This is a genomic window from Rahnella woolbedingensis (genome assembly GCF_003602095.1).
In the GTDB taxonomy this organism is placed as follows: Bacteria; Pseudomonadota; Gammaproteobacteria; order Enterobacterales; family Enterobacteriaceae; genus Rahnella; species Rahnella woolbedingensis.
Genome location: NZ_RAHH01000028.1, coordinates 1 through 14,920, shown reverse-complemented (window position 1 = coordinate 14,920; position 14,920 = coordinate 1). Strand labels below are relative to the sequence as shown.

Here is a 14,920-nt window from a genome sequence, read left to right as displayed (position 1 = left end):
CTGTCAGCCTCCCAGCTTAGACTTGTCGCGTACTGCGCCTTTGTCAGCACTTGTCGCCAGCAATGCGTAAGCACGCAGCGCCAGAGAAACCACACGTTCGCGGTTCTTCGGTGTCCAGGCTTTGTCGCCGCGAGCCAGTTCGGCTTCGTGACGTGCAGCCAGTTCAGCTGCCGGAACGTCCAGCACCATTTTGCGGTTCGGAATATCGATGTCGATGATGTCGCCATCTTCAACCAGTGCAATCAGACCGCCGCTGCCCGCTTCCGGAGAAACGTGGCCGATAGACAGACCGGAAGTCCCGCCGGAGAAACGACCGTCTGTGATCAGCGCACACTCTTTACCCAGTCCCATGGATTTCAGGTACGTGGTCGGATACAGCATTTCCTGCATGCCCGGCCCTCCTTTTGGCCCTTCGTAACGGATAACCACCACGTCGCCGGACACCACTTTGCCGCCGAGGATTGCGGAAACAGCATCGTCCTGGCTTTCGTAAACTTTTGCCGGACCACGGAAGGTCAGGTTGGATGCATCCACGCCTGCGGTTTTAACGATGCTGCCTGCTTCGGCGATGTTGCCGTAAAGCACAGCCAGACCACCGTCTTTGCTGAACGCATGTTCCAGCGAACGGATACAGCCTTCGGCACGATCATCATCGAGCGTGTCCCAGCGGCAATCCTGTGAGAATGCCTGAGTGGTGCGGATACCGGCCGGGCCCGCACGGAACATTTTTTTCACCGCTTCGTCTTTGGTCAGCATGATGTCGTACTGATCCAGCGTCTGATTCAGGGTCAGGCCGAGAATGTTTTTAACGTCGCGGTTCAGAAGATTGGCACGATCCAGTTCGCCCAAAATGGCCAGCACGCCACCGGCACGGTGAACGTCTTCCATATGGTATTTCTGGGTGCTTGGCGCGACTTTACAAAGATGCGGTACTTTGCGTGACAGACGGTCGATGTCGGTCATGTCGAATTCGATTTCGCCTTCCTGTGCCGCAGCCAGCAGGTGCAGAACGGTATTGGTGGAACCGCCCATGGCGATATCCAGGATCATGGCGTTTTCGAATGCGGCTTTGCTGGCGATGTTGCGCGGCAATGCGCTGGCGTCGTCCTGCTCGTAATATCGCTTGGTCAGCTCAACGATGCGACGACCGGCATTCAGGAACAGGTCACGGCGGTCGGCGTGGGTCGCCAGCAATGAACCGTTACCCGGCTGAGACAGGCCCAGCGCTTCGGTCAGACAGTTCATGGAGTTGGCGGTGAACATACCGGAACAGGAACCGCAGGTCGGACAGGCAGAACGTTCGATTTGTTCGCTGTCGGCATCGCTGACGTTAGGGTTTGCGCCCTGAATCATCGCGTCGACCAGGTCAAGTTTGATGATTTTGTCAGACAGCTTGGTTTTACCGGCTTCCATCGGGCCGCCGGAAACGAAGATCACCGGGATATTCAGGCGCAGAGACGCCATCAGCATTCCCGGGGTGATTTTGTCGCAGTTGGAAATACACACCATGGCATCGGCGCAGTGCGCGTTCACCATGTATTCCACGGAGTCGGCGATCAGCTCGCGTGAAGGCAGTGAATACAGCATGCCGCCATGACCCATGGCGATCCCGTCATCCACGGCGATCGTGTTGAATTCTTTCGCTACGCCGCCGGACGCTTCGATTTGCTCGGCAACCAGTTTACCCAGATCACGCAAATGCACGTGGCCCGGAACGAACTGGGTGAATGAGTTGACGACGGCAATAATCGGTTTGCCGAAATCGTCATCGGTCATGCCGGTGGCACGCCATAAAGCGCGGGCGCCAGCCATATTGCGGCCATGTGTCGTGGTGTGGGAACGGTACTTAGGCATGCTCTGTTCACTCCAAATCATTTCTGTTTAGCAGGCAGCGATATCGCCACCTGCTGAATTTCTTATTTATCCTCATCATTACCCTAAATCATTCAGGTTGCATTAAGGCGGCAACTGAATGAATCCCCGGGAGCTTACTCAGGTAAGTGACCGAGGTGAATAAAGGCGGCCAACGCAGAGGCAGCCTGAAGGATGACGGGTAATTACTGAGGGTTTATTGGGTCTAACCAACCCCATTTATCTTCGGTTTTACCGGTGAACAGGCCGAAGAACGCATCCTGAATTTGTTTGGTTACCGGACCACGTTTGCCGATGCCGACCTGAATACCGTCAACGCTGCGAACCGGCGTAATTTCTGCGGCGGTGCCGGACATGAAGACTTCGTCTGCCAGATACAGGGATTCACGGGACAGAACTTGTTCACGCACTTCCAGACCCATGTCTTTCGCCAGTTTAATAATCGCGTCACGGGTGATACCCGGAAGAGCGGAAGAGGTAAACGGAGGCGTAAACAGAATGCCCTCTTTCACTTCAAACAGGTTTTCGCCTGCACCTTCAGACACATAACCGTGAACGTCCAGCGCGATACCTTCCTGATAACCGTGGCGACGGGCTTCGCTGCCGACCAGCAATGATGACAGGTAGTTACCACCGGCTTTTGCCGCTGTTGGGATGGTGTTCGCTGCCACGCGGTTCCAGGAAGACACCATCGCGTCGATACCCTGCTCCAGCGCTTCTTCACCCAGATATGCGCCCCACGGGAAAGCGGCGATGATCACGTCAGTTTTGTAGCCATCCGGCGGGTTAACGCCCATACCCACATCGCCGACAAAGACCAGCGGACGGATATACGCGCTGACCAGATTGTTTTTGCGCAGGGTTTCGCGGCAAGCTTCCATCAGCTCATCCACGCTCTGAGAAACAGGCATACGGTAGATTTTTGCGGAATCGCGCAGACGCTGCATATGTTCACGGTGACGGAATACGACCGGCCCTTTGTGGGAGTCGTAGCAACGCACGCCTTCGAATACGGAAGTACCGTAATGCAGTGCGTGTGACATGACGTGAACTTTTGCTTCTGCCCACGGAACCATCTCGCCATTGAACCAAATGTAATCAGCTTTCTTCGTCATTCTCTCGTTCCTTTACTCACGCATTCGCGCGTATTTGTTGTGATGTATGTTGCTGGATCTCGACACAGGCGACATCCATAAGTTTGCGTAACTGTGAAGACAGTAAATCCACCGGGCGCTGGCTGGCAACGGTCAATTCGATATTTATGTTTTCCGCATTGGCCATCGGGGTCATGTTCATCGCGCACACCTGGAAACCACGGTGGCGAACTACGCGTAAAACGCGTTCTAACATTTCAGGGCGGAAACGGGCCTGGATTGAGACGTTATGCTGCATCATGACATTTTCTCCAACATGGTTTCGTTGCCTGCGCCCGGTGGAACCAGCGGCCAGACATTCTCATTTTCGTCGATGGAAACCTGAAGCAAATACGGGCCTTCGCTATTGAAGAACGCATCCAGAGCGGCATCGACTTGGTCTTTACGGTGGATACGCTGGCCGGGAATATTGAAGGCGCTGGCCAGCGTGACAAAATCAGGATTATCAGAAAGGTTGGTTTCACTAAAACGTCCGTCAAAGAACAGCTCCTGCCACTGCCTGACCATCCCTAACCGCTGGTTATCCAGTAACAGGATTTTGACCGGCAGCTGTTTTCGCTTGATGGTGCCCAGTTCCTGAACGTTCATCATGAATGAACCGTCGCCGGAAACGCAGATCACCATATCGTCCGGACGGGCAACCTGTGCACCGACGGCGGCAGGAACGCCAAAGCCCATCGTGCCCAGACCGCTGGAGGTGATGAAGTTTTCCGGGCGGCTGAACTGCATATGCTGGGCAGTCCACATCTGGTGCTGGCCGACGTCGGTGGTCACTACGGTACTGGCAGATTTACGATCAGAGATTTGTTTCAGTAACAGCGGCGCATAAATTGCTTCACCCGGATGGTCGTAGCGCCATTCGCCCTGCGCTTTCAGGGTCATCACTTCATCACGCCATGCGCTGATATTCAGCGGTTGCTGCAATGCCGGTAACAGGGAGTTCAAATCGCCCTGCAACGCCACGTGCGCCTGACGCAATTTGTTCAGCTCGGCGGGATCGATATCCATGTGGATGACGCCCGCGTTTGGCGCGAAGGTATTCAGTTTGCCGGTCACCCGGTCATCAAAACGCGCACCGACGGCAATCAGTAAATCACAGGACTGAACCGCCAGATTCGCCGCTTTGGTGCCGTGCATACCCAGCATTCCCAGGTAACACGGGTCAGCGGCATCCGGCGCGCCCAAGCCTTTCAGGGTCGCTACAGCCGGAATTCCAGTGGCTGAAATGAATTCACGTAACGCCGGAACCGCCTGCGCTATGCCCACACCGCCGCCGACGTAGATCATCGGTTTTTGTGCTGCGGCGATCATCGCGCTGGCCTGTTCCAGTTCAGCTGCCGGGTGCGGGAAGGTCTCTTCTACCGCCAGCAGATGCGGTGGCAGTTCGCCGGTCGCCAGCTGGATGTCTTTCGGGATGTCGATCAGAACCGGTCCCGGACGCCCGGACGTGGCGATGGCAAAGGCTTCCGCCATGATTTCCGGCAGCGCGTCCAGCGATTCAACCAGGAAGCTGTGTTTGGTGCAGGCCAGGGATAAACCTAAAACGTCGATTTCCTGGAAAGCATCGGTGCCGATCAGCGCTGAGCCAACCTGACCGGTGATGGCTACCAGAGGAACGGAGTCGAGCAGCGCGTCGGCCAGACCGGTGATCAGGTTGGTCGCGCCAGGACCGGAAGTGGCGATACACACGCCGACTTTTCCGGTTGAACGGGCATAGCCAATGGCTGCCATTGCGGCGCCCTGCTCGTGCCGGCACAGAAGGTGTTCCACGCCGCCGTCATACAATGCATCGTATACCGGCATGATTGCCCCGCCAGGATAACCAAATACTGTATTTACACCCTGCGCACGCAACGCTTGTACTACCCACTGTGCTCCGTTCATCCTTATTCTCCTGCCTTTTTGCGACAAGTGCAGAATATTATGCTGTTGCTCATTTTCCGACCCCGCTTCACTGTTCTCTGAAATTCCTGACCCAAAAAAAAACCCCGGACCTTTCGGTGCGGGGTTTCTTTTCAGGTTCAGGCTTGTTTAATAAGCCTTTCTTCGTCCAAGTGCAGCCCCGCACGGTGGGATAATAATCACCACCACGCTAATCACGACTAGGCTAACTACGAGGAGAAGGGCTTTCATTTTTAGTGTTCTAAAATTCATATTGCGAACGATTGCCTACAGAGTTATCACAGTCAGCTATTTAATGACAACACTTTTCTTGCGTTATTATTTGCAATCCGTTGCACAAACCACAAGAAATCGTCAGATAAATCAAACCTTAGCGTGATCATTGACCGTCTGATTATTTATTGCTCCGGCAATGGCTTTTCCGCGGGTATCCCGGCCAAATGCCACCAGAACAGAAATCAGGATAGCGACGGTACCGGCCACAATCGCCATCGCCAGACCGTAATTATGTCCGTGACTTTCGGCAATGTAGGCCTGAAGAGTCGCATTCACTGACGCAATCAGGTTACCGAGCTGATAAACAAACCCCGGCAGAACGGCGCGCGTGTTGGCGGGCACCAGCTCAGTGAGATAAGTTGGCACCACGCCCCATGCGCCCTGCACCATAAACTGCATCAGAAATGCCCCGAGCCCCAGCATCCACGAACCGCCTGAGAAGGCCCATAAAGGGATGACCGGCAGGGAAAGCAGCGCAGCGATAATAATGGCTTTCTTACGACCAATTTTTTCAGAAAGCGCCCCGAAGAAAACCCCGCCAATAATTGACGCGATGTTGTAGCTTATGGCGATTAAACTGACGGTATGTGGATCGAAACCGTGCTGAACTTTCAGGAAGGTCGGATAGAGATCTTGCGTACCGTGGCTGAAGAAATTAAAGCCCGCCATCAGCACCACCAGATAAACACACAGCTTCCAGTTTTTCTTCAGCACCGGCATCAGGGCCGTGCTTTCGTTGCGTTCCCGCGCCGCCAGCCAGACCGGTGATTCCTGCACTTTAAACCAGATAAAGGGCAGCAGGAAAACCGGTACCGCACCAATCACAAACATTCCGCGCCAGCCCACCACGTTAAACAGCAAGCCGTACACCACAGCGGCCAGCAGATAACCAAACGGATAGCCCGCCTGGAAAATCCCGGACATCAGGCCACGTGAGCGGTCAGGAATGGTTTCCATCGCCAGCGAAGACGCCACACCCCATACACCGCCCATCGCAATACCGTAGATAACGCGAAGGATGAGGAATACGGTCAGCGAAGGCGCCGCCGCAGTACACAGCTCGAAGAATGAAAACAGCGCGATGTTGACCATCAGCACCGGCTTGCGCCCGTATTTTTCCGCCGCTCGCCCGAAGAGCAGCGCACCGATTGGCCGCACGGCTAGCGTCAGCAGGATAGCCAGCGTGACCTGTTTGATATCCACCTGAAACGCCGTGGCGATATCACTGAGCAGGAAGACCAGAACAAAGAAGTCAAAGGCATCAAGAGTCCAGCTCAGGAAGCTGGCGATGGCAACGTTACGCTGCCGAGAAGTCCAACCAAACATGGGTGTATCCCTATTCCGGAATAGCTGTAGGTTATGCGCTCACCGTAGCGTTCCGGAAAACCCTCAGTAAGGCCGCGAGATGTTAATCAAAGATTCGTATTTGTTTATTTATTGTTAAATGCAATTAAATTAAACACCTCAGCCTGTATAACCAGCAACTTAATTAGCGGCCTAATTTGTTTCCGAAGACATCAAACTGTTAATGAGTATTGCGGAGGTTGCGGCCTAACTCGCATTTACCTGTGCTAAGCGGCTGACTGACAAACTATTTCTCCGAGACGGTACGCATCGTGCAAATCTTCTCACCACAAGTGTTTCAGGCTCAGGCATGCTGCCGTCAGGAAATCTCACAGCAAAGGAAAAAGCATGTCATTAGCCGTGGTGTATACCCGCGCCTCACTGGGTGTTCAGGCGCCCGGCGTCTCGGTCGAGGTACATATCAGCAACGGTTTACCGGCTCTGACACTGGTCGGTTTACCTGAAACCACTGTCAAAGAAGCCAGGGATCGGGTTCGCAGCGCCATCATCAACTGCGGATTCACCTTTCCGGCAAAACGCATCACCGTAAATCTTGCGCCAGCCGATTTGCCTAAAGAAGGCGGCCGGTACGATTTATCCATTGCGCTGGCGATTCTGGTGGCCTCAGAGCAACTTCAGGGGGATAAGCTTGAGGAATATGAGTTTGTGGGAGAACTCGGGCTTTCCGGTGCGTTACGCAGCGTGAATGGCGCAATTCCGGCGGCACTTGAGGCGCAGAAAGCGGGCCGGATATTAATCCTGCCGCAAAGTAATCAAACGGAAATGACGCTGCTTGATCCCGGCGTGGCGAAAGTTGCCGGGCATTTGTTGCAGGTCTGCGCATTTTTGCAAGGCGAAGACAACTTGCCTGCCATCGAATTTCCCGCTCATCCACAGGTTCAGGCCCATCAGCCGGACATTTCAGACATCATCGGGCAGGAACAATCCAAGCGTGCACTGGAGGTCGCGGCGGCAGGCGGCCATAACTTGTTGCTGATAGGACCGCCGGGCACAGGAAAAACTATGCTGGCGAGCCGGTTGCCGGGATTGTTACCCCCGCTGACCAATGAGGAAAAGTTAGAAACCGCGGCCATCGCCAGCCTGGTGTATAACCCGGAAGAAGACGGCGGGTTTTCACGCGTACGGCCATTTCGGGCACCGCATCACAGCACATCAATGAGTGCGCTTGTCGGCGGTGGTTCGCTGCCCAGACCGGGAGAAATATCGCTGGCACATAACGGTGTGCTGTTTCTCGACGAGCTGCCTGAATTTCAGCGGCAGGTGCTGGATGCGTTACGCCAGCCGATGGAATCCGGGGAAATCACCATTTCCCGCGCACGGGCGAAAGTCCGCTATCCGGCAAGAGCGCAACTGATTGCAGCGATGAATCCCAGCCCGACCGGGCATTATCAGGGCATTCATAACCGCACGCCGCCACAGCAGGTTTTACGCTATCTGAGTCGTCTTTCCGGGCCTTTCCTCGACCGCTTCGATCTTTCTATTGAAGTTCCGCTGCTGCCGCCCGGTATTTTGAGTCAGCAAAACCATACGCCAGCGGTGAGGGAAAGCAGCGCACAAGTGCGGGAACGGGTGCTGATCGCCAGAGAAATCCAGTTAAAGCGTGCGGGCAAAATCAATGCCCATCTGAGCAGCAGCGAAGTGGAAGCGTACTGTGTGTTAACCAAAGCGGATGCGGAATTTCTCGAAGAGGTGCTGCATAAACTGGGTTTATCGGTCAGAGCCTGGCATCGCATTCTGAAAGTCGCGAGAACATTGGCTGATTTGGGAGGCGTGGAAGCGATTGAACGAAGACATATTGCTGAGGCGCTGAGCTATCGCAGCATGGATAGGCTATTGTTAACTCTGCATAAGAGCCTGGCATAAAAAAACGGGGCATCGCCCCGTTTCATTAGTCATCGCTTTCCGTGTAGTCTTCTACAGCGTCAGCCTGCGGTTTACCGCCAGACAACGTATGGAATTTCTTCGGACGACGGGTGCGGACAATGTATTTGTTCCACACTTTCTCTGCATCTGTCACAGGTTCACGCGTACCGCGGCAAACCTCCAGGAACAGTTTTTCTTCGTCGTTAGCAGGCTCACGTTTTCCCAGATCCAGCTCGTTAAAAGCAAAGCCGTAACGTTCTAGCATTTGCGCTTCTTTAATGGTGAAATCGCCATGCCGGGAGAACCCGCGAGGGTAATGTTTATTATCAAAAAAACGACTTGTCGTGGTGAAGCTTTCCGCCATCTGACACGCTCCTAATTCTCTCATGGTCGTGCTGTTATGGCGCGGAGTATTAGTTAGGCTTGACATTGTGTAAAACAAAACATTTAAATCTTAACGACAAAAAATATTGGAGATAGTTTTGGACACGGAATTACTGAAAACCTTTTTGGAGGTCAGTAGAACTCGCCACTTTGGTCGGGCGGCGGAATCCCTTTATCTGACGCAATCTGCTGTCAGCTTTCGTATCCGACAACTGGAAACCCAACTTGGCGCCAATTTATTCACACGGCATCGCAATAATATCCGCTTAACGCCCGCAGGAGAGCGCCTGCTGCCTTATGCAGAGAACCTGATGTCGACCTGGCAGATGGCGAAAAAAGAGGTGGTGCGCTCGTTACAGCACACTGAATTGTCGATTGGTGCGACGGCCTCGCTGTGGGAAGCCTATCTGACACCGTGGTTGCAGTCGCTTTACACCCAGCGCGGTGCGCTGAGGCTCGAGGCGCGCATCGCCCTTCGCCAGTCACTGGTAAAACAATTGCATGAAAGACAACTGGATTTACTGATCACCACTGAACCGCCAAAGATGGATGAGCTTTCAAGCCAGCTGCTAGGTAATTTCTCGTTACGACTTTTTTCATCCCAGAAAACGGCAAGGGAAGAACATCCGCCGTATGTGAAACTGGAATGGGGTGCCGATTTCCCTCAGCAGGAAAAGCTGCAAAACAGCGATCAGGAACCGGTGCTGACCACAACGTCTGCGCATCTGACGCGTCAGTTACTGGAAAACACCGGCGGTTGCGCTTTCCTGCCCGCGCATTGGGCGAAGGAATACCCTCAGCTGGCGGTGCATGAAGAAATACCCCCGGTGATCCGCCCGATGTACGCCGTCTGGCTGCAAACCAGCGATCAGCAGGTTCTGATCCGTCAGTTACTCAAAACGCCGCTGATCACTAATCTCTGAAGCCGTTCGGCTTCAGGAAGGTTCCGGCCTCGGATGACGCGCTCTTCTGGCTGTCCAGAAGGTGCCCATGCCTTTTTGCAATCCGATGAAGAGGAACAGCAATACGCCCATCACGATTTTGGTCCACCATGAGCTGAGCGTGCCATCGAAGGTAATATAAGTTTGGATCAGCCCCTGAATGAGCACGCCAAACAGGCTGCCTAACACCGTGCCTACGCCGCCGCTCAGCAGCGTGCCGCCAATGACGACAGAAGCGATAGCATCGAGCTCTACGCCGCTGGCGGCAAGTGCATAACCCGCTGACGTATACAGCGAGAAAATAATGCCGGACAACACGGCCAGCGTGCTTGAGAGCATGTAGATATAAATCGTGGTACGACGAACCGGCACCCCCATCAGCGCTGCCGAAACGTTACTTCCGCCGACGGCATAGACGTTGTTACCAAATCGCGTGCGATGCGCCAGGATAATCCCGCCGAGGACCACCAGCAGCATGACCAGAGCCAGTAGCGTGAAACGGCCACCTCCGGGCATTTTCCAGGCGTAACTGGCGAGGAAATCGTAAACCGGATGGTTAATGGGTAACGATTCTTCCGAGACGATAAAACTCATCCCGCGGACAAAAAACATGCCCGCCAGCGTGATGATGAAAGCCGGCAGTTTGAGCGTATCAATGATCCAGCCCATCAGCGCGCCGAACAGCGCCCCCATCAAAAGCACAATGACAAACGCGTAGCCGGGTGCGACGCCGTAAGTGCCGATCAGTTTGGCCAGCAAAACCCCGGTAAACGCGATAACGGAGCCCACGGAAAGGTCGATACCGCCAGAGAGGATCACGAATGTCATACCGACGGCGACAATGCCGAGGAATGCGTTGTCGGTGAGTAAATCAAAGAAGACGCGTGTGGACGCAAAGCCCGGAAACTGCGTGAAGCAGTAAGCATATCCGGCCAGGAAAACCACGATAGTAATCAGCAGGGGCAGATTTCTTTTAAGCATTATCCCTTCCTCCGGAACAGATTACTGAGTGAGACGCGGGGCGACTGCACCACCAGCACGGCGAGAACCACCAGGGCCTTCAGGACCAGATTGAATTCGGGTTTAAAACCGGAAAGCAGAATACCGGTGTTCATTCCCTGAATAATCAGTGCACCGACGACCGAAAGAAGCAGGTTAAAGCGTCCGCCCAGCAACGAGCCGCCACCAATGACGACGGCAAGAATGGCGTCAAGCTCCAGCCATAAACCGGCGTTATTGGCGTCCGCCCCACGGATATCAGCCGTCACGATAACGCCCGCGACGGCAGCGCAAATGCCGCAGATAACGTAAGTCGAAATCAGTACCAAACGGGCATTTACACCGGCGTTATAAGCAGAACGGATGTTGATACCGACAGATTCGATAAACAGTCCGAGCGCCGTTTTGCGGGTCAATGCCCACACCAGTACCAGCATGACGACAGCAATAATCACCGGCATCGGCAGATAGAACAGAGAACCGCTGCCAAACTGCGACAAGCCGTTGTGTTCAAACGTGACGATCTGCCCTTCTGTAATCAGCTGTGCGATACCCCTTCCGGCGACCATCAGCATCAGCGTGGCAACAATCGGCTGTATTTGCAGGACTGCGACCAGAAACCCATTCCATAAGCCGCATATCGCGCCGACACCAACCGATGCCAGCAGCACTATCGCCAGCGGATATCCCTGAACAGTCATGGTCGCCGCCGTCGCGCCCGCTATTGCCATCACAGCCCCGACAGAAAGGTCGATACCGCCGGTGGCGATAACCAGCGTCATTCCCAGAGCCAGCAATGCGACAGGCGCGCCGCGGTTGAATATGTCCACCAGGCTGCCAAACAGGCGACCATCCTGAATATGAATAGAGAAAAATCCGGGGGCGACCAGGCTGTCGATCACTAATATGGCGATAAAGGCGCCGATTTGCGTGGCACCTTTAGGAAACACAAATCTTACTTTGCGCGGTCTTTCCGTCATTGGCAGACTCCTGTTGCTCATCGATATCTCCTCATTGTGCCGCAATGGCTTTCATAATGGCTGGCACGGAGATCTCAGCCTGCTCGATTTCGGTAACATGACGACGATCGCGTAACACCACAATCCGGTCGGCATAGCCTGACAACTCTTCCAGCTCGGATGAAATGACCAGTAAGGCCAGCCCTTCATCGCAAAGTTTTTCAATCAGACGGATGATTTCGGCATGCGCCCCTACATCAATGCCGCGTGTCGGTTCATCGAGAATGAGGAAGCGGGGATGGGTCGCCAGCCAGCGGGAAAGAAGCACTTTCTGCTGATTACCGCCGGAGAGATACTGAATTTCCTGCTCTGTACCGGGTGTGCGGATACCGAGCAGTTTGATAAATTTTTCGGCGATCTGATGCTGCTCTTTCATCGGCAAAGGACGCAACCAGCCGCGCTGTGCCTGTAAGGCAAGAATGATATTTTCACGCACGGTAGCGGCCCCGATAATGCCGTCGGTTTTGCGGTCTTCCGGGCAATAGCCAAACCCAAGCTTCGCGGCCTTACGGGGCGTGCTGATAGTTTCTGATTTGCCATCAACCTGTGCGCTGCCGCTGTCATGTCCCTTGATACCGAAGATCAGCTGCGCGGTTTCTGTTCGCCCCGATCCCAGCAATCCGGCCAGGCCCACAATCTCGCCACGCCGTACTTTCAGATCGAAATTTTCAATCACTCCACGACGTCCATAATCCTTGAAATCCACCAAAGGCTCGCCCGTCACATTGCGGTGCCCGGTACGCTTTAGCAGACTTTCATCAAAGCTGTGTCCCAGCATCATCGGCACCAGATCGATACGTGGCAGATCAACAGTACGTTCAGATCCCACCCGTTTGCCGTTGCGTAAAACAGTTATCCGGTCGCTGATCCGATAAACCTGATCGAGGAAATGCGTCACGAAGATCATGCCCACGCCTTTGTCACGCAGCTGAACAAGAATATCGAGCAGCATGCTGACTTCTTTGGCATCAAGGCTGGCGGTGGGCTCGTCGAGGATCAGCACCTGCGCAGACAAATCCACCGCACGGGCAATGGCCACAATCTGCTGAATCGCAATGGAATAGGTGGAAAGTGGCTGGCTGACATCCAGATGCAGGCCATAGCCTTCCAGAAGCGCTTCAGCCTGTTGTTCCATCTTGCGCTGATTGACCAGCCCGAAGCGGGTCGGCTCGCGCCCGATGAAGAGATTGGCGGCCACGGAGATGTTCGGCAGGAGATTCACTTCCTGATATACGGTGCCGATCCCAAGTGACTGAGCATCAGCAGTATTAACAGGTTCAATTGATTTTCCGTTGAGGAAAACTTGTCCGGAGGAACGCTTATAAACACCGGTAAGTGCTTTGATCATCGTGGACTTACCCGCACCGTTTTCACCTAACAGTGCCACTATTTCGCCACGTTCAAGCGTGAAGTCGACATTTTCCAGTGCTTTCACGCCAGGGAATTCTACGGATAAACCGCGGACTTCAAGCAGTGTTTCTGAACCAGGATTATCCGTCACATCACTACTCCTGCTGCATTCGCCAGAGGGCGAAAAGGGAATAATTTTTACCGGCCTGCCGCAAAGGCAAGCCGGTAAACCGGCTTAATAACCCATGTCTTTTTTCATGTCATATTCTTTCTGAGCCATATCCGGCAGGATCAGCGCAGACTGAGTCTGAATGAATTTCTTCGGCTGAGTGCCATCCTTTTTCATGGCGATCAGGGCATCAAACGCAGGGCCTGCCATGTTAGGCGTCAGCTCGACAGAAGCATTCGCTTCACCCGCTAACATCGCTTTATAGATGTCAGGAACACCATCGATTGAAACGATTTTGATCTGCGAACCCGGCTTCAGACCGGCTTCTTTAATGGCCTGAATCGCACCGATGGCCATATCATCGTTATGCGCATAAACGGCGCAGATATTCTTACCGTTCTGTTCAGCCTTAATGAAGCTCTCCATGACTTCTTTGCCTTTACTGCGGGTGAAGTCACCAGATTGCGAACGGATAATTTTGACGTTTGGTGCAGCTTTCAGTGCATCGGCAAAGCCTTGTTTGCGGTTTAACGCAACGCTGGCGCCCACTGTGCCTTGTAATTCAACAACATTGCAGGGTTTACCGGCCACTTCTTTCACTAACCAGTCTCCGGCCACTTTACCTTCATACACGCTGTCAGAAGCGACTGCGGCGGTGTATAGGGAAGGATCACTGACTTCAATAGTACGGTCTAACAGGAATACCGGGATCTTGGCTTCTTTGGCTTCCGTCAGAACAGGAGCCCAGCCGGTCGCCACAACCGGCGCGATGAAAATGGCATCCACGCCCTGAGCGATGAAGGAGCGGATTGCCTTAATTTGGTTTTCTTGTTTTTGCTGAGCATCAGCAATTTTCAGCGTGATACCGCGTTTTTCAGCCTCGGACTTAGACACTTTTGTTTCCGCAGAACGCCACCCAGACTCAGAGCCGATCTGCGAAAAACCAACAACCAGCGGAGCTGCATGAGCCGCGCCACAAAGTGCTGTTGCCACTGCTGCTGCCACAAATAAGCGTTTGTACATGTTTCTTTCCTCGCGTGTAGTCTGAGCTACTTTTTGTTATGACTCGTAGGGTACGGCCAGGACGTTCACCCGACATTAGTTTTCATTTCTCGCTCCCAGACGTCAGGAAAAAGAATGAAAACTGTAATGTCAGGAGCGGTTTGTCGTCACAGGACGATGATTAGGTTTAGTACACTGGAAAAAAGCGAGCATGAGCGGGGTCACATACGGGGATAACAATCAATTAGTGCATGTATTCAGCCAAAACATGACAAAAAACAATCAGGGAAATGGGGCCTGTTGAGCCTAAATGGTGCAAAAGCCGTCAAGGAAGGGGCTTTGTTGGAGGATTAATGAGCGCGGGAAGAAAGGAGTACAAATTACAGACAAAAAAAAACCCCTCGCTTTCGCGAAGGGTTTCAATATGGCAGGGGCGGAGAGACTCGAACTCGCGACACCCGGTTTTGGAGACCGGTGCTCTACCAACTGAGCTACGCCCCTAAATAACGCTTAACATTATGCCTGCTAAAATTAGCAGGCATAATCAAATAATTGGCGGAACGGACGGGGCTCGAACCCGCGACCCCCTGCGTGACAGGCAGGTATTCTAACCAACTGAACTAC

Annotated in this window: 13 protein-coding genes and 1 tRNA gene; 2 read left to right on the top strand and 12 right to left on the bottom strand. The window is 53.7% G+C overall.

The genetic code is table 11. From position 1 onward, the window contains the following. Nucleotides 1-3: 3 nt before the first annotated feature. The 6 genes from ilvD to D6C13_RS20100 all read right to left on the bottom strand — a co-directional run bounded on the left by ilvD (nt 4) and on the right by D6C13_RS20100 (nt 6,530). Nucleotides 4-1,854 (bottom strand): dihydroxy-acid dehydratase, encoded by a 1,851-nt coding sequence (gene ilvD, locus D6C13_RS20125; RefSeq protein WP_120134492.1) that lies wholly within the window; start codon nt 1,852-1,854, stop codon nt 4-6. A gap of 203 nt (nt 1,855-2,057) precedes the next feature. Then, nucleotides 2,058-2,987 carry a branched-chain amino acid transaminase gene (locus D6C13_RS20120; RefSeq protein WP_095924174.1) on the bottom strand — a complete coding sequence of 310 codons (930 nt, stop codon included), beginning with the start codon at nt 2,985-2,987 and terminating at the stop codon, nt 2,058-2,060. A 16-nt stretch (nt 2,988-3,003) separates the two neighbouring features. Beyond that, a complete protein-coding gene (gene ilvM / locus D6C13_RS20115; protein ID WP_120134445.1) occupies nt 3,004-3,267 on the bottom strand; it encodes an acetolactate synthase 2 small subunit in 264 nt (87 codons plus the stop codon). Next, entirely contained in the window at nt 3,264-4,910 is a 1,647-nt protein-coding gene (ilvG, locus tag D6C13_RS20110) for an acetolactate synthase 2 catalytic subunit (RefSeq protein WP_120134444.1), read from the bottom strand. The genes ilvM and ilvG overlap by 4 nt, the downstream gene beginning before the upstream one ends. Nucleotides 4,911-5,057: 147 nt before the next feature. Further along, entirely contained in the window at nt 5,058-5,159 is a 102-nt protein-coding gene (gene ilvL, locus D6C13_RS20105) for an ilv operon leader peptide (RefSeq protein WP_015699153.1), read from the bottom strand. A 132-nt stretch (nt 5,160-5,291) separates the two neighbouring features. Beyond that, complete coding sequence (locus D6C13_RS20100) at nt 5,292-6,530, bottom strand: MFS transporter (protein ID WP_120134443.1); 1,239 nt, start codon at nt 6,528-6,530, stop codon at nt 5,292-5,294. A 366-nt stretch (nt 6,531-6,896) separates the two neighbouring features. Here D6C13_RS20100 and D6C13_RS20095 point away from each other — a divergent pair, with 366 nt between their 5' ends. Next, the gene (locus D6C13_RS20095; protein WP_120134442.1) at nt 6,897-8,432 is read left to right on the top strand and encodes a YifB family Mg chelatase-like AAA ATPase; all 1,536 of its coding nucleotides are present in this window, start codon (nt 6,897-6,899) and stop codon (nt 8,430-8,432) included. A 25-nt stretch (nt 8,433-8,457) separates the two neighbouring features. Here the strand turns inward: D6C13_RS20095 and D6C13_RS20090 are convergent, their stop codons facing one another. Continuing rightward, complete coding sequence (locus D6C13_RS20090; RefSeq protein WP_120134441.1) at nt 8,458-8,796, bottom strand: MaoP family protein; 339 nt, start codon at nt 8,794-8,796, stop codon at nt 8,458-8,460. A gap of 118 nt (nt 8,797-8,914) precedes the next feature. On the opposite strand from D6C13_RS20090, the gene hdfR reads away from it, so the two are divergent. Then, nucleotides 8,915-9,739, top strand: a complete 825-nt coding sequence (hdfR, locus tag D6C13_RS20085; RefSeq protein WP_120134440.1) for an HTH-type transcriptional regulator HdfR — start codon at nt 8,915-8,917, stop codon at nt 9,737-9,739. Between the two features lie 12 nt (nt 9,740-9,751). Here the strand turns inward: hdfR and yjfF are convergent, their stop codons facing one another. The 5 genes from yjfF to D6C13_RS20060 form a co-directional block, all read right to left on the bottom strand. Next, entirely contained in the window at nt 9,752-10,738 is a 987-nt protein-coding gene (gene yjfF / locus D6C13_RS20080; RefSeq protein ID WP_120134439.1) for a galactofuranose ABC transporter, permease protein YjfF, read from the bottom strand. Then, nucleotides 10,738-11,757, bottom strand: a complete 1,020-nt coding sequence (gene ytfT, locus D6C13_RS20075) for a galactofuranose ABC transporter, ATP-binding protein YtfT (protein ID WP_120134438.1) — start codon at nt 11,755-11,757, stop codon at nt 10,738-10,740. The genes yjfF and ytfT overlap by 1 nt, the downstream gene beginning before the upstream one ends. 10 nt (nt 11,758-11,767) lie before the next feature. Continuing rightward, nucleotides 11,768-13,249, bottom strand: a complete 1,482-nt coding sequence (ytfR, locus tag D6C13_RS20070; RefSeq protein WP_208642923.1) for a galactofuranose ABC transporter, ATP-binding protein YtfR — start codon at nt 13,247-13,249, stop codon at nt 11,768-11,770. A 111-nt stretch (nt 13,250-13,360) separates the two neighbouring features. After that, on the bottom strand, nt 13,361-14,317 hold the full coding sequence (gene ytfQ / locus D6C13_RS20065) for a galactofuranose ABC transporter, galactofuranose-binding protein YtfQ (protein ID WP_120134436.1): 957 nt from the start codon (nt 14,315-14,317) through the stop codon (nt 13,361-13,363). A gap of 404 nt (nt 14,318-14,721) precedes the next feature. After that, nucleotides 14,722-14,797 (bottom strand) — tRNA-Trp (locus D6C13_RS20060). Nucleotides 14,798-14,920 lie beyond the last annotated feature (123 nt).